We start from the raw sequence: 23,130 nt of genomic DNA on the forward strand, positions 1-23,130 counted from the left end.
ACACTAGGCTATTTAACTCCAGTGGAATTCAAGCAACAGACCTTATAATTTTTGTCCAGTTTAGTGTTGACATACCAACATTTCTTCACAATCTCAAAGTGATACTATTTAAATTTCCAATAAAAACATTTCATCTCTAAAAATCTATAGTGGTGAGATGTTTTTAATCAAACTTTCTTACAAATTATCAATTTTTATTATCAATCTACAACAATAGGAATAATTCAAGCTGTTTGGTACCAATTAAATTAAAATAGCTTCTTATATAAAATAGTTTTTTGGACCAACCCCCTGTTCTTCATAATTCAAAAAAGCAGAGCATAAAAACCCAATTGGATATTTTATGCTCTACTTTTTATAAGGCCCCCTCTTGATAAAACAATTTTAGAGAGAGTTGAGGCCAACTGGATAGATAACGTTACATGGACTATTAATACTGCCAGTCCATTTTTTCGATTAATCTGCTTGCAATATAAAGTGCTATTGCTGTAATTATAAAAGGAATAAATAGATGAAATACCCAATTATCTCCTAAAAAACCGAGCATAAATTGGAATAAATCAAATAGTAATGCAACACTTCCGTAGATAAGTACTACAATGAACGGATATAGACTTTTTTTTATTATTGCAATTATGGTCCCTACTATCAATAATCCTGTACTAAAAAATATCACAAAGCTCGCCTCATTTCTTTGGTTTATAGTTTACTGCGTATACTACAGTCCAGTAAGTGAATACAACCACCTCTTGAATGAAAACTCCTCCTAAGCCCCCAATCATCATAGAAGCCGCTCTTTTGCCTAGTGCAGTTACTAAGCTTTTCTTTGCGTACCTTATTAACGACTTACTAAATGTATTCGCAAAACTTCGCACTTGAGCCTTATAAGCTGTAAAAGAGCTAATTTTTTTATTCGCAATTTTTTTAAATGCTAATGAACCTGCGATAAAGGATAATGCTGAACTTGCTATTTTTTCACCGAGGTTTACAGGGACTCCCCAATTTTCTAACAGTTTTTTTAGTGCTTTTTTTGCTCCATATTTCAATTTAGCTCCAAGATTACTTGCAAATTCCCCATCCGGATCCACATTCATCACTGGATTATTATTCGCATAATTATAACCATTCAACGATAAAGGATTCATTGTATCGCCACGTACTGGATCTAACGATAAGAACACACCTGTATCTGGATTATAGTAACGAGACATTAAATAGTATTGTTTAGTATTTTCATCATATCGATAACCTGCATAACGATAAGGATTAATAGTTGCCATATTACCTTTTTGGCTCATAATATTTCCCCACGCATCATATGCGTATTCCGCCACAATGTCACCGTTACTATCTGTTAATGCTAATACATCTCCTCGATAATTTGTTAAGTAGTAGTATGTTGAGCCCAAATATGTCATTGTTAATGGAGAACCTTTATCATCATAGGTAAAGTTTTTTGTAATAACTCCACTTGCATCCTCTTCAAACAAGACTTGGTTTGTCAGACCATTATAACGATAATACGTTTCACCATTACTACCTTTACTATATACACGACGTCCATTTTCATCATAACGATAAGATGCAACTGTTGCACCTGTTAGAGACTTAATTTCTGTTAATTGATCAAAGGCGTTCCAAACATACTGGAAAACACCATCATTTGTCACATTTCCATTAGGACTCACAGTATAAGTCTGCTCACCAGCAGCCTTCATTTGATTCGCATTATTATAACTATAGTTAACTGTATATGCACTACCGTTTTGGAAAGTCGTTTTAGAAGTACGGTTTCCAGCTGAATCGTATGTGTAAGAGATGGATAAACCATTATTGTATTGTTCTTTAATTAGCTGATTTAAAGGATCGTACATGTAAGTGACTGTACCATCATCGTTGGTTACTTTGGTAATTTGCCGATTTTTATTATACTCATACGCATTTTGAAGCCAAGTTGTTGTACTATTTGTTTTCAAAATTTCTGTTTGTAATTGATCAGCATTATACTTATTTAAAATAGCTGCACCATTTCTGTAAGTCGTGCTCTCCAATAAGTTGTTTTTGTTCCAATTGAAGCTTGTTGATGATTGTCCATCAAGTGTAACTTCGGTTGTTTGGCCATTTTCATCCGATGCATACTCAATTGTATTTGTACCATATTGAATGCTTGCTAAATCCTTCTCATTTTTATAAGTAAACATAATCGAACGATTTACAGGTGCGTTAATGTTTACTCTTTGTAATAGTTCATTTTCTGATTGTGTATACGTAACTTTTTGATTGTTTAGAGTATGATTTATTACAGTAGTGGATAAACCATCTACTTGGGTTGAAAACTGATTAACCCCATCTACTTTCACAATCTGTGTATTGGTATCAGTTGAGGTAGTATAGTCGATTTTTGCACCTGTTGCTTTGATAACCTCTTTTAATGCTCCATCAGCATTATAATTATAGGTCGTTACTTTCCCCTCGGCATTTGTTTCTTTTTCGATGAAATTTTGTGCATTATAGCTAAGAGACATTTGTTGTTTACCATCAGCATTTGTCACAGTTGTTAAATTACTGTTGGCATCATAGCTATACGACGTTGTTTTATTTGATGTATCTAGTACTTCTACTAATTCATTTTTTAAATTATAACTATATCTCGTGATTTCCCCATTACCATCTTGATATGAAAGGATATTACCGTGAAAATCTGTTGTAGTTATAGTAGTTATATCTAATTGATTATCACGATAAGTAGTTGTTTTTTGATTATTAACATAGTTAGTATTATACGTTTCTATTTTCCCATCAGGATACTTTACTTGTGTCATATCCCCATGGTCATTATACGTATAGGTTGTTGTGTCCCCTTTAGGTGTTGTGGAGGTCTTCAGATTACCGTTCTCATAAGTGTTTGTTGTTGTTTGCTGATTAGCATCTGATTGCGTTAAAAGATTACTATATTGATCATACGTATAAGATTCTGTCACACCTTTTGAATCAGTAGTGCTTATTATATTCCCTTTTGTATCATACTTGAAATTTTTCGTGTAAGTAGAACCATCTAAATAGACAATTTTTTGTGAAAAAACATTATAGCTATTCTCATCTAGTGTATAGGTTGTTGTATCACCTGAAGGATCAAATATTTTCGTTACGCTAAAGTTGTTATTTAAACCATAGCGTGTAACTGTACCTTCAGGGCTAGTAACAGTTACTATATTGTTTGTTCGATCTAAAGAGTAATTGGTGATTGAATCTACTTGACCGTCTAATGAAGGTTCTGTTACAGACGCTAAATCCAATTCACTATTATATCCATAAAGCATAATCTTCTGATTACTATCAATAATTTTTGTTAACTGTCCATTAGTTGTGTAGTAGAAGGAAGTAGGCGTTGATGTTTTGTCATCGTTCTTATCTTTCTTAACCATTACTCGTGTTAAGTAACCATCTGTATAAGTATACTTAATATCCTGATCATTATATTTTGCATTCGTAATAAGCCCATTCGTATACGAAAACAGCAATTTTGTGCCTAGATTAGTACTGATAGAAGTAAGCTGATTTGATGTATCATAATTATAAGTGATTGTATTGCTATTTAAATCTTTTTGCTCTGTAATATAGGCTACTTCAATATCTGTATCACTAGTGCTTTCTCTAACTTTAAATGTTGTTGTGATACCAGTTTTGCTAGTCAGTTTAAAAGTGTACTTATCCACCATAACTAAACTATCATAATTACCTACTGGTGCAATATACTTATCTCCATCCCATGAGTAAACATGGACCGTACCATCTGCATCTTTATATTCGACATTAAAATATTTATCATTATAAAATAATTTCTCTGAACCTGTAAAACTCCAACCATAGCCAAATGGAGATTTTTCAAAATCCTTACTATTATATGTTCGAGTAAAATCTAAACCAAATCCTCCATAGTTGAATAAACTAAAATCTGTGTATTGAACAACATTATTATTTGTGCCTAAATTTACATAGTTCGTTCCATTTGAAATATCATGTGTGGAATAATCCCAATAATCTTCTAAACCTAAACGGTTAGGTGTTTTATAAGTAACGACAAGTTTTGGTTTATATGCGAGTGGGTTGGTTGTGCTTTCACTACTGATGAACTTTTTGTAAATCATGGTACTTTCTGAAGTGCTTTTTAATAATAAACCAAGATTCGATTCGGGATTATATAGCCATCCACTCACCATATTCGTTGGAATAGACCATCGTTTAATACCTTCTTCTACATTACTCGGTACTGAAGAGACTCCTGTAACAGTTGAAAGAGGTGTGGTATTATAATCTCCCCCTACTGTTGTCCAACCCCCTGCTGTTGAATAGTTATTCCATGTTGCTGTATTTTCATCCCATGAACGTTTCATAGCATGCATACTTAAATTAATAGGAGTTGGATCATTAGTTGAAGATAGATAAAGACTTACATCCGCAGACATAATAATGCTTTTTTCTGGAATAGGTGTTACATCAAACTTCAATAAACTTCTAACAATATTCCCGTCTGTGGCTGTACCTGTACCTAACTCTGTATCATTTCCTCCAGTTTGGGTTGGGAATTTTTTACGTATTGTTGTATCAACCATTTTAGAGTTTCCTTGGATACGTACAATTGTTGGATCAATGACAATAGGGTATTGTCTTTTAGTATCCTGTAGCCAAGCTGTATCTGGAGTTAAATCAATCCATAAAGTATGTTTTCTTTTCGTGTTTTTAACGTGATATTATAGGATTTTGCTTCCTCTGGTATAGAATTTGTACTGTCAATAGATTGAAAGCCTACAGGTTTATAAGCATCATACATAAACGGTGCTTCTATAACATAAACCAACTCACCCGTTTTGGCGTCCTTTAAATGGATTTGATTATTAATTTGTTCATATGTCAAATTTTCAAGGGATAGTTGATATGAGAAGGTTTGTGGTAACCCTTTTTCGGGCTTTTTGTTAATTATAATATCTTCTTTTACAAAGTTTTCTCCAACAGAATATGTAGTCGAAATATTATCAAACACATTTTGGTACTCAATTTGATTATCTGTAGCAACCCCGATAACCTCTTTAGCAGGAATTATTTCATCTTTTTGTTCAATTTCTTTTAATCCAATATTAAGGTTGTATTGGTTATCCGCTACTTGTACGTTGTTCGTTTCCTCTTCAAGTTTTTCATCAAATGTCACAGCAAAGGTATTGGCTTTATTTTCAAATTGTCCTTTGCCATTATTTTTCTTTTTTTGTAGGTCGTTATCAATATCTTTCCAGTTACCTTTACTATCTTTAAAATGAATAGGTGCTTCATATATTTCAGTTGTATAAGTACCATCAGAATTGTTAAACGTTTTAGAAGTTTGCGTACGTTCTCCTACTACTTCGGTTTTCTCGTTTCCTTTCGTATTTTTTTTGGGATTTTCTTTGGCAGCAACACTTGCAAAATTCCCAAAAGGAATAAAGGCAATGAACATTGCCAAAACAATCAATTGAATGAAAATTTTCTTTAGCAATTAGTTTCCTCCTAATAATTGTGATTTTTGAAACATTATCTATTATAGATAGACAATCACTATTAAGATGGTGCTAAACTAACCGTTTTAGGTAGTACATTATGGGAATTAATATATATAAAGGACTATATGTATATGCATAAAAATGATTAAACCATAAATCCTATACCGTCAAAAGATTTACATTAAATATCATGCGTAGTTCGCATCTAACTAAAAATCCCTTCATTCACACGAAATAGACTGCAAATAGATTGCACTATCGTGTAGATGAAGGGTTGTTCCAATATAAGACTAAATTTTAGATAAACTAGGTTTTTTTCTTCTGGTAATCATAAACGTATAAAAACTTCACAAGTAATTAAATTTTCGACCTTGGTATGTATAACAACATTTTAAATGAAACAATGTATATTGAAAAAATTTTTAAACTAAATAAAGTAAACTACCATTAGTTTATAGACTAATGGTAGCTTACTTTATAACTTTGCACTATAAACAGTAGGTTTTAAATTTAAGGGGCTTTTAGGTCACCTTCTATTCTAAAGAATTTGCCACAATTAAATTCATGGTTATATTCATAGACTCTATATAATTCGTAGTTACTTGCATAAATTGAGGAAAATGCCCGTTCATTAGCTGATATCATAAACGACGTATTGATTCCACCTTTTGTTGTTTTAACCTCTCTATGTATAGAAGTACCATCCTTTTTAATAGCTTCTATATCGTACCCAGCTCCATCACCTTCTATAAAAGAAGTATGATTTGTATCGTAACCCAATACATTTTGGAGATGGTTAATTACTAATAATTCACCTTTCAGCCCAAGCTCAGAATTTTTTTACTATTCTCAGTATAATCTATTTTAGTAGCAAAAAAGTTTCTGGATTCGCTTATTTTGTTTGGCATTGAACTAGGTGGGTTGGTTTCTGTTAAAAGATCCTGATCCAGACCTATATTCTCATGATACTTTAGGCATTTCCCCATGCACCTTCGACCATTACATTCATATAATTAGATGGAAGGGAGTGACATAGTGCCTTGGCAACATAAAATTTACTATTTAATTGGGCAACCGGTCGGTGTTTCATTGATGAATGGGCAAGGAACATCTGGTGTTCTTTGTGGCGTTTCAGGTGGGAAGCTTCTTGTCCTCGAATATTTGTATCAAAGTCAATTTGCTTTAAAGCAGTATGATTTTCATATGATTCAAGATGTCAATGGTTTTCCGCCCTGTCAAACGCGGCAGCCGTTATATTAAAAACATCCGTGTAGGATGTTTTTTTGATGGCACCATTTAATATTAGTTACTTGGATGATGATCGCTCCTCCATTTGAATTTTATACATACAATTGATATGGAGACCTTTGTGGGATACTGTGGAAATGGAGGCAATTTCAATAATTATAGTGGCGGAAATGATGGCAGTGGTAACAGCTCCACTTTCGTGCTTATCGTTGTCCTATTCATTCTTCTCATTATTGTTGGCGCAGGCTTCATTTGCTAATGGTCATATGAAGGCTTTAGCTTCTGTTTATTTCGAATGATGATGAAGCTTAAAGCCTTTTTTATTCCCCCTTCCCAATTTCTAACCTGTTATGAGATAATAAAAATATATTTCTTACGCCATTGAAGATAGATAACTATCTCCAAATGATAACTTAACATAATAATAGTATTGTAAAGTTCTTTCTACTTTACATGACACTCCTTTATTGGTTCTAGGGGTCACTTTCATCCAAGTGGCCTCTTTTTGCATCCTTTTACTCTATTATAGATTTTCTAGAACTATCGTTTTAGTAGAGAGGAGGAAAACAAATGGGCATTAATTTAAATTTTTGGTCCTTTATTTTATCTTTAGGTTGCATCCTATTATTTTTTCTGTCTGGTTCCCTCAAAGACTTTTTTGTCACCTATGTCCACCTTCACCCTTTGACACTAACATTGCTATTGTCAATCGTTTGCTTCTACCTAAGTGTGGTAGGAATGAAAGATGTCAGAAATTTAGCGACCTTGCTTAGAGGCATTGTGACAATGGCTTTAACTCTAATTCTAATTGTGAGTATCTCTTTTATTTTATTTTTTGGTAATTTATAAAGTAAATGAACGCCAGCCTGCATGATTATTAAACAAGCCTTCTTGACGAACGTTTGTTCTATGTATACAATAATAAAAAAGGAGGCTTGTTTATGCAAGACACAATTAACATTGAATTAGTACATTTTTCAGAAGACTATGCAGACCAGTTAAATGAGTTTGAATTGCCCGTAGAACAGCACCAATTTACTGCCTTACCAAAAGAGATGACAATCGAAAAAGTGGGACAGTACCCTATTGTGATTTTAAATAATAAAATACCTGTTGGTTTTTTCGTACTTCATACAACTGAAAGAGTACAGGAGTATTCTAGCAATCCACAGGCGATGTTACTTACCGCTTTATCTATGGATCATAAACAGCAAGGTAAGGGTTATGCAAAAAAAGCAATGCTTTTACTGGCTGACTTTGTCAATCATGAGTTTAAAGAATTTAACGAAGTAGTGTTAGTGGTAAATCACAAAAACATCGCTGCGCAGAATTTGTATCTCAATGTAGGTTTTGAAGATACTGGTGAAAGACGAATGGGACCAATTGGTGAGCAAATAGTGATGCAATTGCACCTTTAAGGAGACAGTCACTCATTTTCGATGTTCAAATGAGTGACTTTGTCATCCGCTGTCATTCGTACCCTTCATTATTAGGCACTACATTCATCCTCTCGATTTTGCATTAAATACCGCTAGTGCCATCCACCTCAATATAGCCAGCATAAATATATTTCAATGCGATATGTTTCGTTGTTGTAATCGTTTCAAGCAGAAGTTCCATCTCATTCATCTCTTTAATAATGCCACCATATTGCACAAAATTAGCCTCTTCCCAAATAGTTAACATAATATGGTTACGTTCTGTTAATGCGCGTGTGATGATTTGCTGTAATTCCTCCAGTTCCCATTCTGCACGTTCCCGTGGTGGTTCTGTCAGTACCTCTTGCTTCCACTTTTTCAAAAGCAGTAAATGCTCTGGAAGCATCATCGATGTCCATTTCATAGCTCCTCGATCTCTCATCATCTTATCTCACCCTTTCAGCTCAGTTATGGGGGACGTTTGCGAGAAAATTTCAACATTAAAAGTCATGACTGCTTTGCTAAGACTTCCACGCCCTCAAAACAAAACGTATGTTCCGTTTCATTATACGCACATACGTCCTTAAATAGCGGTGGTAATTTAATACAATTCCTCTAGTCCAAGCTTGCTAACAGTTCTAAACAAACGCTAGGCATTTGTATAAGTCTATAAACATTTCAATCATAATCTGTGATGATGATGAATATCACAATTTTAGTGAGAAAGGATGTAAGTATTAACACAAATGTCGATTATACATCGCCTTCTGCAGAGTTCACCTTTGATGTCAACAAAAGTACGCTTTTTAAAAAAGATGCACGAAATTACATTAATATCCTTGGCGTAGAACAATTAAATACATTAGAAAATACATCTTTACTGGATATTTTTTTAAGTAAAGACAATGTCATTGAGCCACACTATCACCAAAATGCAGCTGAGCTTGTCTATTGTATTTCTGGTGCAGCAACGGTTTCCCTATTAAATCCCTTTACAAAAAAACTTCAAAACTACCCGATTAAGCCTGGGCAAGTAGCTAATATCCCACAGGGCTGGTGGCATTATGAGGTTGCCACAGAGGATAACACCCATTTACTTGCTATCTTTGACGCTCCAACACCAGAGGTTATTTTAGGCTCCGATATATTGAAATTTACACCTACCAATATTATGGCGCATACCTATTGTTTAGATGAGGAACAATGGAAGAAAACCATTGCACCAATTGTTCCATCTACTTATATTGGGCCACCAAAAGGCTGTAATCGAGTGGAATCGGCAACTGATAATTCTTCATGCAAGCACAAGAAGCCATCCATGAAACCATGTCCATACCCAAACCCCTACTCTTATCCATATCCATACCATTACCCTTCCCCACATATGTATCCGTATGGCACCTATTATTAAAATGCCCCTTGTATTAAACTTTTATTGTAAAAGATGAATAGAATGTCATAAACTGTTCCATCCTAATCTTAGATAAATACTAGGAGTTAGGAAGTGTCACAATAACGATGATAAATGACAAACTAGCATCATTACAATTTAAGGAGATGTTTAGGCTTTGGTCACAGCTCGGTGTCAATCAAAGCTATATTGCTTCAAGCCATGCCTTTTTTAACCATACCCGAGATAAAAAATTAAAGATTATGATCTTGGAATTCATTCAATGTTTAAAAGAGGAAAATAAACAGCTGACATTATTATTAAAGGAAAATGGCGTTCTTGCCCCCACTACAACTATGGCATACAGTAAAATGAAAATGACGGATATACGTGGAAAATCCATCATTAATGATAGTGAAATTAGTGCCATTTTATCTATGAATATTGCTTCCTCTTTACTTGCTGTAAGCCAAGCATTGGAATTGTCAGTAAAGAAAAAGCATCTTGCCAAATATGGTGAACTCCATATGCGCTATGCTATACTTGGGTCTAAATTGATTGAACTGAGTAAAATTAAAGGCTGGCTTCTAGCACCAGCCCAATAAAAATGGTTGGCTGAACAATCTAATCATTCATCACGCTGCACATTATTAAATCTACTTTTAATAGTGTGTTTTTTTGTACATGTTAAGTTTACTATTAAACAATAGCAAAACCACCTACTCGTTAAGTGTAGGTGGTTTTAACATTCCATCCTCTTCTAGCGACTTCTTACAAACAGGAGCTTATACCATTGATTTACGAGGAACGGTAACACGGATAGACTATAAATAAAGCCTAATTGGGCGATTGTTAATGGAGCCACTTCAAAGACCGTTGTTAGCATTGGCATAAACAATACAATGTGCAAGCTTAGGACACCGATTAAAAATGCAATCCATGCATATTTATTCGAAAAGACACCAATCGTAAAGATCGATTGTTTGGCTCTGGAGTTAAAGCCATGCACTAATCTTGATAAACAAAGTGTTGTAAACGCCATTGTACTTGCCGTTAATGTATCGCCAGTAGACAATCCAATTTGAAAAGCAATGATGGTGGAGATGGCAATTAAAATTCCTTCTAGCACCACCTGTGTCGTAAATGATTTATTTAATAGAGGGGTATGAACATTTCTAGGCTTGTCCTTCATCGTTTTCTTATTATTCGGCTCTAAACCGATTGCGATTGCTGGAAGACTATCTGTTAATAGGTTGATGAATAATAGATGGACGGGTGCAAAAGGAACTGGTAAGCCGAGTACTGTAGCATATAGCACTACAAATATAGCTCCCGCATTTCCTGATAATAAGAACAAAATGGCATTTTTAATATTTGTATAGATGCTACGACCATTGGCGATTGCCTTGACAATCGTAGAAAAATTATCATCTGTTAAAATCATGGACGAGGCATCTTTTGCGACCTCCGTCCCAGTCACTCCCATTGCCACCCCGATATCTGCTTGTTTTAGCGCTGGCCCATCATTGACGCCATCCCCCGTCATCGCGACAACATGACCCTTATCCTGCCACGCTTTGACGATACGAATCTTTTGAGCAGGTGTAACGCGCGCATACACAGAATAATCATCTACTTTTTCCTGTAGCTCTTGATCTGTGAATTTTTCGAGAGCATGTCCTTCAATGGCTTCTTCTGGATTGTTTAAAATCCCAATTTGTTGGGCAATCGCTGTAGCCGTAATTTTATGGTCACCTGTAATCATAACTGGCTTAATGCCTGCCTTAATACAATTTTCTACAGCTTCTTTGGACTCTTTTCTTGGTGGGTCCATCATAGCCACTAAGCCGACAAATATTAAATCTTTTTCTACTCTTGTATCAATTGTTTGCTGCGGTAAAACATCTTTGTAGGCAATGGCTATCACCCGTAAACCATTCCTCGAAAAATCATGATTGACCGCTTCGATTTTTTGGCGATGCTGAGCTGTCATCTCAAAAATGCCTGTTGCCGTTTTTATTCTAGTCACTTTAGGCAAGAGTACATCTAATGCTCCTTTAGTAATCATAACAGGCTGTTTATCTATTTTATTTACAGTACTCATAAGCTTTCGAGCTGAATCAAATGGAATTTCAGCTAGTCTTGGATATTGCTCGCGAACCAGCAATTCATCTAAGCCGTAATGCTTTCCTAATTTCACAAGCGCTATTTCTGTCGGATCACCTATTTCCTTGTGAGCACGCTCGACAGCATCACTACATAACAGTGCCTTTACCATCAGTTCTTTTTCCACTGAATTTGTTGGGTTTAGCCAATCATGAGGAATTTTTTTCTGATCGACAAAAACCTCCTGTACAACCATTTTATTTTCTGTTAAAGTACCCGTTTTATCAGAACAAATAACAGATACACTTCCTAAGCTTTCAACCGCATAAAGCTTCCGGATAATGGCATTTTCCTTCGCCATCTTCTGTGTACCGAATGCTAAAACGATTGTAACAATGGAACTCAAAGCCTCAGGAATAGCTGCGACAGCTAGAGATACCGCAAACATAAAGGATTCTACTAATGCTCGTCCACGAATAAGATCAATTGTAAAAATGGCTAAGCAAATGATGGTAATACCTAATGCTAATTTTTCACCAAATTGATCCAGGCTAATTTGTAAAGGTGTTTTCTTTTCCTTAGCCGTATCGAGTAAATTAGCAATTTTCCCGATTTCAGTCTGCATCCCGATAGCTGTAACCATTACAATACCTCGTCCATTGGTCACGAAGCTACCTGAATACACCATATTTTTCTTATCGGCAATCGTAACATTGTTTTTTCGAATAGGGTCAGTACTTTTGGCAACGGCAATTGATTCTCCGGTAAGAGAGCTTTCATTGATGTGCAAATTATGACTTTCCAATAGTCTGCCATCTGCATTAATGTAATCGCCAGCCTCTAACATAAGAAGATCCCCCACCACAATTTCCTCAGAAGGAATTTCCATCAGCAGATTATTACGCATTACTTTGGCAATCGGCGAGGTTAGCGCCTTCAGATTGTCTAAAGATTGTTCAGCTTTCACATGCTGTACCGTGCCTAAAATAGCATTTAAAAAAACAACAATCATGATGACAATTGTACTTTCTACCTCTCCAAGTAGAAAGGAAATGAAGGCAGCGACCAATAAAATAATGACTAATAAATCTTTGAATTGACCCATAAAAACAGCCAATGTACTAGTCTTTTTACCTTCTTCTAATACGTTATAGCCATAGACTTGTTGCCTCTTTTGAACATCCCCATCGGTCAAGCCTTCTGTGGTGACGTTCAATATCTTCATGACTTCAGTAGACGATTGTTGATGATATTCAGTCATAGGGTTCTCCTTCCATTCACAAGATTTAAAGGTCACATACTATTTTCTGGAAAATAATAGGCACCATAAAATCTCAAACTTCATCAGTCTGTGTGAAATTCATTAACTACAACAATCTATTCCATAGATATCTAGAGTATGATTATAAACTAGTGAGAAATTAATTTTTAAAGAGAAAACTCAAATAGATTCGCTTAGACAAAAAAAAGCATTGGGAATGGCTTACTTTCCCAATGCTTATAAAAGCAGTTATGATTGTATGGGTCTCTCTTTATGGGCCACTAATAAGTAATCCAGGGCACTCATGCGCGTAAGCTTGTGCGTGAACTTAATGGCATCTGCATGAGAGGCAAATGTAAAGTGTTCGAGTTCGTCTGTTGGTATAAAATGATCGACTGTTTTCCGAGTCAATTTTCGTACAGATAATGTGTGTGAATCCTCTTCATATAATATGATAGCACCTACATTTCTATAAAAAGTTTGATCAATCGTCGCGATGACTTTGACATTTTGAAAATCGGTTAAATCTACTTGCATCTATTACCAACCTCCTCTATCCTTACATTCGCTATCAGGCTGCTACTATCCTGCTATAGCAGGATCATTTTGGATAATTACACCATTTATGATGAATGATGCTGCACTGATGAATAATCCGCCGAATGCTCATGTGAGACAGGCGCTCTTTTAATAGAGAAGATAGCACATCCTAAAGCACAGAGAACTAATAGAGTTCCGAAACTTGCTAAATGCATGACAGATCCAGTAAAGGCAAAGACGGCACCACCCAGCGCTGAGCCGATGGAAATCCCGATTTGAAGCGCAGCGGTATTTAAGCTTTGCTGTATATCGGATGATTGAGGGTCTGCTTGAATTAAATAATTTTGTAATGGCGGTGTTAAAGCCCAGCTCAATGCTCCCCATAAAACAGTAAACAGTAAAAAGACCGGTAAGGCAATGACTGTATAAGGGATACTAAACAACACAAGCGCAAATGTAGAGACGATTAAAATAAGGGCTTTACTTGTCCCGATTTTATCGCTCACCCAACCACCTACAGCATTCCCACTGACAGAGGCAATACCAAAGATTAAGTAACAAATACTAATCCATGAAGCATTCATATCAAAGGCTTCTACTAAAAAGGGTGTTAAATATGCGTAGAGCATATAATGACCTGCTAGCATAAACAAAGTCGTTAATTGCGCTGTAAGGATTTTTAAATTCGCCAATGATTTCATTTGCTTCTTCAGTGGTACGACTTCTCCGATTGGCATTTTGTCTAATAACACAGCTATTAAAACCATTGAGATTGTTGAAAGAATACTAATGCCTAAAAATACGGCTCTCCAACCGAAAGCTTCCGTAATAAAAATCCCCATTGGCACACCGATAACAAGTGCAGAACTTACGCCCATAAAAACAAGCCCCAATGCTTTCGCACGGTGTCTAGGCTCTACAATTCTCGTTGTAATCGTTAATGATAGAACGATGACTAATGCTGTACTCATCGCTGTAAAAATTCGGGCAATTAGGACAACGGTGAACGTTGTACTAAAGAAGGTCATTAAATTACCTAATGTAAAAATAAATAAGGATATAAGGAATAAGCGTTTTCGTTCTACCTTCGCTGTCAAAGATAGTAGAACAGGCGCTGAAATCGCATAAACAAGTGCAAAAATAGTGATTAATTGCCCTGCTGTTGCTAAAGAAACATTCAAATCCTTTGCAATATTTGGTAGGATTCCACCTACGATTAATTCAACTAAACCTACTGCAAAGGTAGTCACCGCAAGAATATAAACTCTCCAATTCATTGAAATCTCCCTTTCGTTACATTTTCACTTTTATAGGAGATTTTTCATCAGCCATGATGTGCCTATCCAGATTTTGCAGAAGAACTTGCCACATAAGCTCTACTGCACAATCTGTAACATATGTTTGGGGGCTGCATGAGCTTGATTCAGCAGACATTTCTATATCAACATCATGGACTGCAGCAAAATAAAAAAATCCTGACTACAAAAATGAAACAAAGTTTTGTAGTCAGGATTTTATGGTTCCTGGTAGAGACCCTCAATCCATATTATTGAGGTTATACAGTTCAAATATTTACTTTAGCTATAGTAGCACATGAAAAATTTATTGACAATACCTTTTTTTCATAGAGTTCATTTCATAAAAATTTCGTTTACTCGAGAGAAAATTTCGATTTTCTGCTTATAATTTGATGAATTTGACCATACATAATAACATACAATAACTATTTTACGAGGTGATTGTTTGCGAATAGTAGGATTTGTATGCTATTTTTTATTACTATTTTATGGTGTTGAATTAGTAGCCGAAGAGCTCACAATCGAGGAACCAGCTCTCAGTTCTCACATAAGAAGTAATCAAACCCCTATTAAGGAAACCGTTGAAAATTCAATGATTTGTGTTTATTATCCCTCATATAAAATATGTAAAGATGTACCGTCCAATAAAGAGAAAGAGGCCACTATTAAAGTAGCCTCTTAATCATTTCTTATTTTGAGCCAACATGAAAATGCTTAAATGGATAGACGATTAATTTCGACTCGCCATAAACAGCATCCTCTGAAATTAAACCATAATGGCGACTATCACTACTTTTTAGGCGATTGTCCCCAAGCACAAAATACATGCCCTTTGGCACCTCTTTTTCATTCACTAATTGCTCTAATGTAAAGTTTTCAGTAATGCGTAATTGGTTAGGATCATCTGTTTCACGATTGACGTAATCTTCTTTGTAGGCTTTGCCATTCACATACAATACATCATCTTTCATTTCCACCTTATCACCTGGTACACCGATGACACGTTTAATATATAGTTCATCTTCTACAGGTGATTGGAAAACAATTTGATCGAAACGTTCGATTTTACTTGTTTTACTTACAATAATCACATCTTTATCATGGTAAGTCGGGTACATCGATGCCCCCTGTACTTTAATGGGCGCAAATAAAAATTGCTTACAGCCAAACACGACAATTGCTGTAATGACAATAATTTTGATGTAGGATAATAGTTCTTTTTTAAAGCTTGTTGTTTTTTCCTCTTGCATGTTCATTCCCCGATACTGTTTTTTTAATAGTATAACATTTTCTATACTTCATTGACGAATGAATCACATAAATTGTTTCATTCGCCATAAAAAATAGACAAGGCTACTATGTAGCATTGTCTAGAAATATCTGATTTAGTTTATTTGCCAATTAAGAATGGTTAGATTGTGGAGCAACCTGTTGCTGCTCGTTCAATAAATCTACTGCTAATACGATACCCACTGGTAATGCAATTGCTAATAAAATTGTGCCTATAATCATCACAATCACTCCTTTGAACCATTTCTAATGTCAGTATACAACGAATTTTCAGATATTTCAAGAAATATAGATAAATGATTCATAGCAAAAAAAATCATTCAACTAGGCATGCACCCTACATGAATGATTTTTTATGCACTACATAAATAATTTTAAACATAATACTTGTAGGCCTCTAATAGTTGAACGGACTGGATTTCTTCGCGTTTTGCGTTTAGGTACATAGCTTTGCATGCAATGATTAAGAGCTGTATACCTAAGGACCTGGGTCCTCCCATTCATTCATCTCCCTCCCTTCGTGGCCAGAAATTTTACATATATATTATACTTATTGTAAGCAAAAGCTTACTTGCCTTGTAAATGGGTTTTTAGATCGGCTTGTATTTTTTGAAGCTCTTCCTCGTTCGGAATGTAGTACCAAATGCGGTTAATCCTTTCGCCATCACCTTGTTCAAATGATAATTGCTCAATACCCTTATCCATTTTCTTATAAATACCTTGAAGCTGAATAAGCTCTTTTACAGAAAAATTCATGCGAACGTTATCGCCTAAAACCGTCAGCATATCCGTTGCCTTTAATAATGTAGACGGAGTTGAGGCCTTTTTCATAACCGCTTCAATAATTTGTCGTTGTCGAATTTGACGTCCAAAATCTCCTCGTGGATCTTCATAACGAATACGGGAAAAAATAAGTGCTTCATTACCATCTAATGTGATTTCTCCTTTTGGGTAATGATATTCGTCATAGGTTAAATCCATATCATTGTTAATGGTCACGCCACCAAGCGTATCTATAATTTGTAAAAAGCCCTCCATATTAATAAACACATAGTAATCAATCGGTATATTTAGAAAATTTTCTACCGTATCTACAGCCATTGGAACGCCACCAAAAGCATAGGCATGATTAATTTTATCAACGGTATCATGACCGACAATTTCTGTACGCGTATCACGGGGAATACTAAGCATTTTCATTGTTTGCTTTTCCGGATTCACAGTAATCACAATCATCGTATCAGAACGTCCACTATCATCTTTTCGTTCATCTACGCCGAGCATCAGAACCGAGAAAGGCTCTTTTTTAATCACTGTTTTTTCTTCTAGCTGTGCTGCATCTGTTGTTTGTAAAAGTGGTGTATTTATTTTGTTCATTGTTTTTTGGATGGTAAAGTAGGCAGTTCCTATAAAAATTAAAAAAATAGTTAGTAGGCTACCAACGATCCACAGCCATAATTTTTTCTTGCTCTTTTTCTCTTTAGAGCGTTTCATGTTTTTTTCCATACGTTAGTCCTCTCTTGCTTAACAATTTTGCCCCTCTTTTTGACGTATTAGGTTGGAAAAAAGTTTATCTAGTCTACTTATATGCATATTAGACGAAAAAAAGACGTACACTAGTATTTACTTTATTTACCCCAAACTATTCCCACATTTGTTATGTCATTCCCTTTTCTATTGTATGTTTCTCCGCTTTAATAAATTGAAAATTCATTATTGTTGCTTTATACTATTTTTAAGATACAGCGTCTCTATATTAGAAACGTTTTCCCAACTTATTATTGCTTAAACTTTAGGAGGAATTGCCGAATGTTTCAAACAAGAAGAGAGAAGTTAGTTTCCCGTATGCAGCAGCAGCACGTGGATATAGCTATTTTGGTACCAGGGCCAAATATGCATTATTTTACTGGTCTTCATCTAAAGCAAAGTGAACGGCTAACATTTGCTGTTATAACGGCTACTAATGATTTATATTTTCTTTTGCCACAAGTAGAACTAAATAAAGTTGATCTTAGCAATAGTGGCGTTATTTTATCCTATTCCGATGAGGAAGGGCCTACACAGATGATTCAGCGACTAAAAAAGGAAATGGGAACATTGCAGACCATTGGTGTAGAATTTGACACTATGCGTGTCCATGAACAGAAATCGATTGAAATGCTTACATATGAAAACTTAACTGATATTGGCGAGTCCATTCGCGAATTACGCATGAAAAAAGATCAGCAAGAACTAGCCTATATGCGGCAGGCTGTACAAATTGTCGAGGAAAGTCTTGCAGCTACTTTACCAACGATTCAAGTGGGTGTAACAGAAATGGAAGTAGCAGCTCAATTGGAATATGAAATGAGACGTCGTGGCTCAGAAGGAACACCTTTTGGCACTATTGTTGCTTCAGGCTATCGTGGTGCACTTCCACATGGCAGAGCAAGCACTAAAAAAATAGAAGCAGGCGAATTCATTGTCATTGATTTTGGCGCTATTTATCAGGGCTATGTGGCTGATATGACTAGAACAGTAGCTTTAGGAGATGTATCTCCAACGTTACAAAACATTTATAGCCTTGTTAAACAAGCCAATGAAGCAGCGATAGACGCTATTAAGCCCGGGATGACTGCCCAAAGCCTAGATAGCATTGCAAGAGAAATTATTCAAGATGGTGGTTATGGTGACTATTTCACGCATCGACTTGGTCATGGCATTGGTTTGAGCGCTCACGAAGAACCTTACTTAATGCAACGTAACTCACTTGTGTTAGAAGAAGGCATGGCATTTACTGTGGAGCCCGGGATTTATATACAGGATGTTGCCGGGGTTCGAATCGAGGATAATCTCATAGTTACGAACAATGGTTACGAGAATTTAATGACCTTTTCAAAAGAATTAATCATTTTATAAGGCTGGTGAATGCAATGATGGATATGATGACCATTCAAAAGGATATGCCCCTGTTAGAGCAATATATATATTTGAATACAGCTGCCGCTTCGGCCATGCCTCAGCCTGTAGTGAATGTGATGACAAGCTATCTTCAAAAACAGGCGAGTATCGGCCCTTATTTACCTTCTTTTCGTAAAGAAACGTATGAACAGGTAGAGCAAATTCGGGAAAAAACGGCTTTATTTATTGGTGCCAAAAAAGAAGAAATTGCCTTTGTGCCAAATGGGTCAATGGCTATAAATTATATTTCAGGTGGCTTAGATTGGAAATCAGGTGATGAGGTGATCGTCCTTGATACAGAAATGTTAAGTAATTATGTACCTTGGCTTGCCCTTCAGCAACGAGGAGTTCACTTAAAAGTTTTGACAACGAATGCGGACTATTTGGTGGACTTACAAGAGCTTGAACAGCTCATAACACCTCGCACAAGATTAATAGCCTTTGCCCATATGTCAAACGCGGCAGGTGCCCTTCAGCCAGCAAGGGAAATCTGTCAGCTTGCTCAACAATACAACGTGCTTACGTTCATGAATGCCAATCAAACAGTCGGTTTACTTCCTATCCATGTGGCAGAGCTAGGCTGTGATTTTTTAGTCGCTAGTGGACGAAAGTGGCTACGAGGTCCAGAAGGCTCTGGTCTTTTATATGTACGACAAGCCTTGATTCCAACTATTACCCCTATCATGATCGGCTGGGGTAGCACGAACTGGGATTATGAAAACAACGATTACTCATTCGTAGAAACAGCTAAACGTTTTGAGCCAGGCTGCCCTGTCATTCCAAGTATATTAGGGTTAGGGGCGGCCATCGATTACGCAAATGCGATTGGTATGCAGCCAATATATGAGCGTGTGCAACAGCTGACGAAGTATTTAATCGAGCAGCTTAAAACGATTCCAGGGATTGTTCTCTATGGCCCACAAAATAGCGAATATCGATTATCGGTTACACCGTTTAATATTGAGGGACGTGCTCCAGATGATGTTACTAATTTTTTAGCGGATCGAGGCATTATAATAGAAGCTGGGACGTTTATGGCTAATACTATCATGGAGCGCAATCATATTCGTAAAATGGCTCGCTTTTCACCTCATTATTTTAATACTTTTGAAGAAATCGATAGCGCGGTATCCAGCATTAAGGAATTCATTGAGCTATCCAAAACAAAGGCCCCAGATAGTTATTAACTATCTCGGGCTTTTTTCCATCCTTATTCTTGGTACAATTTAAAGCTATATTGATCGAAATATCGTTGAATATTCATCGCACCATACTGAAGAACATTAATCATTTCAGGTAGCTTCTCCTCTGTTGGTTTACGATAAATCGGACCAGCAATGGTTAGAGAAGCAATCACTTCTTTTTTGCTATTAAAAAGAGGGACCCCTACCCCAAATACCGAGTGAGAATATTCCCCCGTAGTAAAGCACCAGCCTTGCTGTTGAATTTTCTCCAAATCGGCTAACATTTGTTCAGGGTCTGTAATCGTTTCTGGGGTTACTTTTTTCATGCCATGGTCCATAATCTCTTTTTTCTTCTCCTCTGGAAGAAAAGCCATGATTGTTTTACATGATGCCCCGATATGTAATGGGGTGCGTGTGCCAATCGACACAGAAAATTTAATCGTTTGAGAACTCTCTGCCATCTCTACTGTCACGCCATCTGTACCATCTAGCCATGTTAGAAATACGGATTCCTTAATGGCTTCAGCCAGATTTTTCATAATGGGTAATACAAAATCAGAAAGGTTTAATTTATCCTTTACCATCTGACCGTACTCTAGAAAACGAAGCCCAAGTTCATACTTCTTTGTCTCAGGGTGTTGAATGAGAAAGCCCTGATTTTCAAATGTAGCTAAAATCCTATAAATAATAGAATGGCTAATGTTCATTTCTTTCGCTAATTCTCGCACACCCCATGTTGGATTTTCTTTATTAAAATATTTTAGAACCTCTAATGAGTTATCTAATGTTTTTAATGTCATCTTACACCTCATATGTCTCTATAATAGAACCGTAATTGTATTATAAAATGAAGGCAGACTATTTTCAATAAATTCAACTATTTTACAAATTGGGGCACTTATTTTTTCTGCAAAGATTCAGCAACATTTAGTAGATGATCAGATGTACCTCGCTTGCTTACGGTCAATCCTGTTTATGGAATTTGACTAGTCTTAAGGCTATGCTTTCATTCCTTCTAGTTAGCTAATCAATAAATACCCCATAAAAATCAACCCACCTCTAAAAAATGGCTCGAGGTGAGTTGATTTGGAAAGGTCATTTTCTTACATCAAAAAAATGTTAGTTATTCATTTTTATTTTGAATGCCCTGTACTAGCTTCTCTTGAATCTGTAAATATTGGGCAATTTCTGTATCATCTAATACTTCAAAAAGTTGTACAAAGACTTCTTTCCCTATAGATTGAGCCTTTGATAGGGCTACTTTTCCCTCATCAGTAATGTCCAGGCGAATGGTACGGCGATCAGATGGATCATACAGTCTTTCAGCTAATCCAAGCTTGACTAATTTTTCAGCAATGCTTGTCATTGCTCCCTTTGTATAGCCAATGGTTTCAGCTAATTCTGCCTGTTTTTGGGGGCCTTTAACATGTAGCTCATTTAATACTAAAATTGGTGAAATTCCTAATGGATAAGGAAACGCTTTTGTAAAACGTATAATATTGGCGTTATTCACCTGTTCAATCATATGAATCAGTTTAAAAATACTTGTCTGTTTCAAAAAAATCCTCCTCAAACGCCTAGCATTAATGAAGCATTAATGAACCACCATCTACCATAATCGTTTGACCTGTAATGTATTGCGAATCGTCGGAAGCTAAGAAGACAGCTACTCGTCCGATATCCTGCTCAATATTACCAAAACGACCTAGTGGAATTTTACTTCTCACTGCTTCATAATACTCTGGCTGTGCTTGTGCCCATGCTTGTACACCTGGTGAATCTGCAAGTGGGCTAATGATATTGACGTTAATACCAAATCTGCCCCATTCATTCGCAGCAACACGAGAAATGCCTCGAATCGCTTCCTTGGCTGCAGCATAGGTAGCCTGTGTCTCGTGGCCTTGGATACCTGCGCCAGATGCAAAGTTAATAATATGGCCTTGTGTTTCTTTTAAATGTGGTAATGCAGCCTGCATTAAATAAAATGTCGGATAGAAACCTGTTCCAAATGATAGGTCAAGATCCGCTTGTGTTGTTTCTTCTATTGTAACTTGTTTCGCAGCATGAGCGTTATTAACTAGCACATCTAGTTTACCGTATTTTTCTACAACTGTATCGATAATTTTTGGTAATTGATCTCGTTCCATTAAATTCGCTTGCAAGAACATCGACTTTGGAGAAATTTGTTGTAAATCTTTCTCCATGGCTTCGCCTGCTTCTGTATTTAAGTCAACAATCGTGACAATGGCTCCTTCCTTTACCATTGCTTTAGCCATACCACTACCAATACCACCTGCACCACCAGTAATAATGACTACTTTGTTATCTAATTTACCCATTCATACACATCTCCTTCTAATCTAATTAAAAATAGTTTAACACTAAACTATTTATTTTTAAACTATTTTGCAACCATCACTGCGTTCATACTATTTCTGTTAGAAAAAAACAACAAAAGACATATATTTTCAAATGCATACAAGCATCATTTTTATTTGACACGAATATACTGTAGCAGCTAGCTAAATTCACTTTCAGGAAAGGAGTTGTTGAAAATGGGTGCTAAATGGATAAAGCTCTCAGTCTTCTATTTATTGATTGTTTTTGCTTTTGGACTGTTTATGCATTATACTGTTCAACTTCAATGGAAAGCGACACATGCTCATATTGGTGTGGTAGGTTGGCTGACTACTGGATTCATTGGTTTAATTTATTCGACTTATAAAGATGCTGCGGAAACAGGTCTCGCTAAAGCACAGTTCTGGCTGTACAATATTGGTCTACCATTCCTATTAGTTGGAATGATGATGGTCTATCTAGATGTGCCGCGGTGGTTATTTGAGCTATTCGTTTCAGGTGGCGGCATTGCTGTAGCCCTTTCCGTACTGTTATTCTTTATCAATGTCTTTAAATATGTGAAATAA

Annotated in this window: 21 protein-coding genes and 1 riboswitch; of the genes, 8 read left to right on the top strand and 13 right to left on the bottom strand. The window is 36.0% G+C overall.

The genetic code is table 11. The features are described 5' to 3' along the window. Positions 1-686 precede the first annotated feature (686 nt). The 3 genes from AC07YC_RS09015 to AC07YC_RS09025 form a co-directional block, all read right to left on the bottom strand. Positions 687-4,613: a DNRLRE domain-containing protein gene (locus AC07YC_RS09015; RefSeq protein WP_494919104.1), complete on the bottom strand. Its 3,927-nt coding sequence runs from the start codon at positions 4,611-4,613 to the stop codon at positions 687-689. 89 nt (positions 4,614-4,702) lie between these two features. After that, entirely contained in the window at positions 4,703-5,527 is an 825-nt protein-coding gene (locus AC07YC_RS09020) for a hypothetical protein (protein WP_494919105.1), read from the bottom strand. Between the two features lie 514 nt (positions 5,528-6,041). Then, a complete protein-coding gene (locus AC07YC_RS09025; protein ID WP_494919281.1) occupies positions 6,042-6,353 on the bottom strand; it encodes a protein NO VEIN domain-containing protein in 312 nt (103 codons plus the stop codon). A 213-nt stretch (positions 6,354-6,566) separates the two neighbouring features. Here AC07YC_RS09025 and AC07YC_RS09030 point away from each other — a divergent pair, with 213 nt between their 5' ends. The 3 genes from AC07YC_RS09030 (at position 6,567) to AC07YC_RS09040 (ending at position 8,197) form a co-directional block, all read left to right on the top strand. Continuing rightward, positions 6,567-6,791, top strand: a complete 225-nt coding sequence (locus AC07YC_RS09030; protein WP_494919107.1) for a hypothetical protein — start codon at positions 6,567-6,569, stop codon at positions 6,789-6,791. A gap of 97 nt (positions 6,792-6,888) precedes the next feature. Beyond that, positions 6,889-7,038 carry a YjcZ family sporulation protein gene (locus AC07YC_RS09035; protein WP_494919283.1) on the top strand — a complete coding sequence of 50 codons (150 nt, stop codon included), beginning with the start codon at positions 6,889-6,891 and terminating at the stop codon, positions 7,036-7,038. Positions 7,039-7,720: 682 nt separating this feature from the next. Further along, on the top strand, positions 7,721-8,197 hold the full coding sequence (locus AC07YC_RS09040; RefSeq protein ID WP_336635012.1) for a GNAT family N-acetyltransferase: 477 nt from the start codon (positions 7,721-7,723) through the stop codon (positions 8,195-8,197). Between the two features lie 103 nt (positions 8,198-8,300). Here AC07YC_RS09040 and AC07YC_RS09045 read toward each other — a convergent pair whose 3' ends face one another. Continuing rightward, a complete protein-coding gene (locus AC07YC_RS09045) occupies positions 8,301-8,642 on the bottom strand; it encodes a YolD-like family protein (RefSeq protein WP_494919108.1) in 342 nt (113 codons plus the stop codon). Positions 8,643-8,933: 291 nt separating this feature from the next. On the opposite strand from AC07YC_RS09045, the gene AC07YC_RS09050 reads away from it, so the two are divergent. Beyond that, positions 8,934-9,608, top strand: coding sequence for a cupin domain-containing protein (locus AC07YC_RS09050; protein ID WP_494919285.1), 675 nt, complete (start codon positions 8,934-8,936; stop codon positions 9,606-9,608). Positions 9,609-9,715: 107 nt separating this feature from the next. Beyond that, on the top strand, positions 9,716-10,192 hold the full coding sequence (locus tag AC07YC_RS09055) for a DUF3231 family protein (protein WP_494919109.1): 477 nt from the start codon (positions 9,716-9,718) through the stop codon (positions 10,190-10,192). 155 nt (positions 10,193-10,347) lie between these two features. Here AC07YC_RS09055 and AC07YC_RS09060 read toward each other — a convergent pair whose 3' ends face one another. From AC07YC_RS09060 to AC07YC_RS09085, 6 genes are all read right to left on the bottom strand, one after another. Continuing rightward, positions 10,348-12,954, bottom strand: a complete 2,607-nt coding sequence (locus AC07YC_RS09060) for a cation-translocating P-type ATPase (protein ID WP_494919110.1) — start codon at positions 12,952-12,954, stop codon at positions 10,348-10,350. Positions 12,955-13,203: 249 nt separating this feature from the next. Then, the gene (locus tag AC07YC_RS09065; RefSeq protein WP_008178492.1) at positions 13,204-13,491 is read right to left on the bottom strand and encodes a hypothetical protein; all 288 of its coding nucleotides are present in this window, start codon (positions 13,489-13,491) and stop codon (positions 13,204-13,206) included. Positions 13,492-13,577: 86 nt separating this feature from the next. Then, the gene (locus tag AC07YC_RS09070; protein WP_494919111.1) at positions 13,578-14,771 is read right to left on the bottom strand and encodes an MFS transporter; all 1,194 of its coding nucleotides are present in this window, start codon (positions 14,769-14,771) and stop codon (positions 13,578-13,580) included. A gap of 206 nt (positions 14,772-14,977) precedes the next feature. After that, a riboswitch (purine riboswitch) is annotated at positions 14,978-15,077 on the bottom strand. A 404-nt stretch (positions 15,078-15,481) separates the two neighbouring features. Continuing rightward, complete coding sequence (gene lepB / locus AC07YC_RS09075) at positions 15,482-16,042, bottom strand: signal peptidase I (protein WP_036126595.1); 561 nt, start codon at positions 16,040-16,042, stop codon at positions 15,482-15,484. A 151-nt stretch (positions 16,043-16,193) separates the two neighbouring features. Next, a complete protein-coding gene (locus AC07YC_RS09080) occupies positions 16,194-16,304 on the bottom strand; it encodes a hypothetical protein (protein ID WP_008178501.1) in 111 nt (36 codons plus the stop codon). A 345-nt stretch (positions 16,305-16,649) separates the two neighbouring features. Next, on the bottom strand, positions 16,650-17,588 hold the full coding sequence (locus tag AC07YC_RS09085; RefSeq protein ID WP_336635018.1) for an LCP family glycopolymer transferase: 939 nt from the start codon (positions 17,586-17,588) through the stop codon (positions 16,650-16,652). Between the two features lie 303 nt (positions 17,589-17,891). Here AC07YC_RS09085 and AC07YC_RS09090 point away from each other — a divergent pair, with 303 nt between their 5' ends. Together AC07YC_RS09090 and AC07YC_RS09095 are read left to right on the top strand one after the other, a co-directional pair. Then, positions 17,892-18,980 (top strand): M24 family metallopeptidase, encoded by a 1,089-nt coding sequence (locus tag AC07YC_RS09090; protein ID WP_494919112.1) that lies wholly within the window; start codon positions 17,892-17,894, stop codon positions 18,978-18,980. A 14-nt stretch (positions 18,981-18,994) separates the two neighbouring features. Further along, complete coding sequence (locus AC07YC_RS09095) at positions 18,995-20,209, top strand: aminotransferase class V-fold PLP-dependent enzyme (RefSeq protein WP_494919113.1); 1,215 nt, start codon at positions 18,995-18,997, stop codon at positions 20,207-20,209. Between the two features lie 23 nt (positions 20,210-20,232). Here the strand turns inward: AC07YC_RS09095 and AC07YC_RS09100 are convergent, their stop codons facing one another. The 3 genes from AC07YC_RS09100 to AC07YC_RS09110 all read right to left on the bottom strand — a co-directional run bounded on the left by AC07YC_RS09100 (position 20,233) and on the right by AC07YC_RS09110 (position 22,545). Continuing rightward, positions 20,233-21,006, bottom strand: a complete 774-nt coding sequence (locus AC07YC_RS09100) for an IclR family transcriptional regulator (protein WP_494919114.1) — start codon at positions 21,004-21,006, stop codon at positions 20,233-20,235. A gap of 323 nt (positions 21,007-21,329) precedes the next feature. Next, complete coding sequence (locus AC07YC_RS09105; RefSeq protein ID WP_025117349.1) at positions 21,330-21,764, bottom strand: MarR family winged helix-turn-helix transcriptional regulator; 435 nt, start codon at positions 21,762-21,764, stop codon at positions 21,330-21,332. Between the two features lie 25 nt (positions 21,765-21,789). After that, a complete protein-coding gene (locus AC07YC_RS09110) occupies positions 21,790-22,545 on the bottom strand; it encodes an SDR family NAD(P)-dependent oxidoreductase (RefSeq protein WP_494919115.1) in 756 nt (251 codons plus the stop codon). A 216-nt stretch (positions 22,546-22,761) separates the two neighbouring features. On the opposite strand from AC07YC_RS09110, the gene AC07YC_RS09115 reads away from it, so the two are divergent. Then, entirely contained in the window at positions 22,762-23,130 is a 369-nt protein-coding gene (locus AC07YC_RS09115; RefSeq protein ID WP_036148798.1) for a hypothetical protein, read from the top strand.

This window comes from Lysinibacillus sp. GW247-5R2A (assembly GCF_059424475.1).

What these genes read in the sequence shown, in the direction of transcription:
- AC07YC_RS09060 (WP_494919110.1), bottom strand. Translation starts at nt 12,954, where the DNA reads ATGACTGAATATCATCAACAATCGTCTACTGAAGTCATGAAGATATTG.
- AC07YC_RS09015 (WP_494919104.1), bottom strand. Translation starts at nt 4,613, where the DNA reads ATGGTTGATACAACAATACGTAAAAAATTCCCAACCCAAACTGGAGGA.
- AC07YC_RS09045 (WP_494919108.1), bottom strand. Translation starts at nt 8,642, where the DNA reads ATGATGAGAGATCGAGGAGCTATGAAATGGACATCGATGATGCTTCCA.
- AC07YC_RS09090 (WP_494919112.1), top strand. Translation starts at nt 17,892, where the DNA reads ATGTTTCAAACAAGAAGAGAGAAGTTAGTTTCCCGTATGCAGCAGCAG.
- AC07YC_RS09100 (WP_494919114.1), bottom strand. Translation starts at nt 21,006, where the DNA reads ATGACATTAAAAACATTAGATAACTCATTAGAGGTTCTAAAATATTTT.
- AC07YC_RS09110 (WP_494919115.1), bottom strand. Translation starts at nt 22,545, where the DNA reads ATGGGTAAATTAGATAACAAAGTAGTCATTATTACTGGTGGTGCAGGT.
- AC07YC_RS09035 (WP_494919283.1), top strand. Translation starts at nt 6,889, where the DNA reads ATGGAGACCTTTGTGGGATACTGTGGAAATGGAGGCAATTTCAATAAT.
- AC07YC_RS09070 (WP_494919111.1), bottom strand. Translation starts at nt 14,771, where the DNA reads ATGAATTGGAGAGTTTATATTCTTGCGGTGACTACCTTTGCAGTAGGT.
- AC07YC_RS09055 (WP_494919109.1), top strand. Translation starts at nt 9,716, where the DNA reads ATGATAAATGACAAACTAGCATCATTACAATTTAAGGAGATGTTTAGG.
- AC07YC_RS09065 (WP_008178492.1), bottom strand. Translation starts at nt 13,491, where the DNA reads ATGCAAGTAGATTTAACCGATTTTCAAAATGTCAAAGTCATCGCGACG.
- AC07YC_RS09080 (WP_008178501.1), bottom strand. Translation starts at nt 16,304, where the DNA reads ATGATTATAGGCACAATTTTATTAGCAATTGCATTACCAGTGGGTATC.
- AC07YC_RS09040 (WP_336635012.1), top strand. Translation starts at nt 7,721, where the DNA reads ATGCAAGACACAATTAACATTGAATTAGTACATTTTTCAGAAGACTAT.
- AC07YC_RS09115 (WP_036148798.1), top strand. Translation starts at nt 22,762, where the DNA reads ATGGGTGCTAAATGGATAAAGCTCTCAGTCTTCTATTTATTGATTGTT.
- lepB (WP_036126595.1), bottom strand. Translation starts at nt 16,042, where the DNA reads ATGCAAGAGGAAAAAACAACAAGCTTTAAAAAAGAACTATTATCCTAC.
- AC07YC_RS09085 (WP_336635018.1), bottom strand. Translation starts at nt 17,588, where the DNA reads ATGGAAAAAAACATGAAACGCTCTAAAGAGAAAAAGAGCAAGAAAAAA.
- AC07YC_RS09095 (WP_494919113.1), top strand. Translation starts at nt 18,995, where the DNA reads ATGATGGATATGATGACCATTCAAAAGGATATGCCCCTGTTAGAGCAA.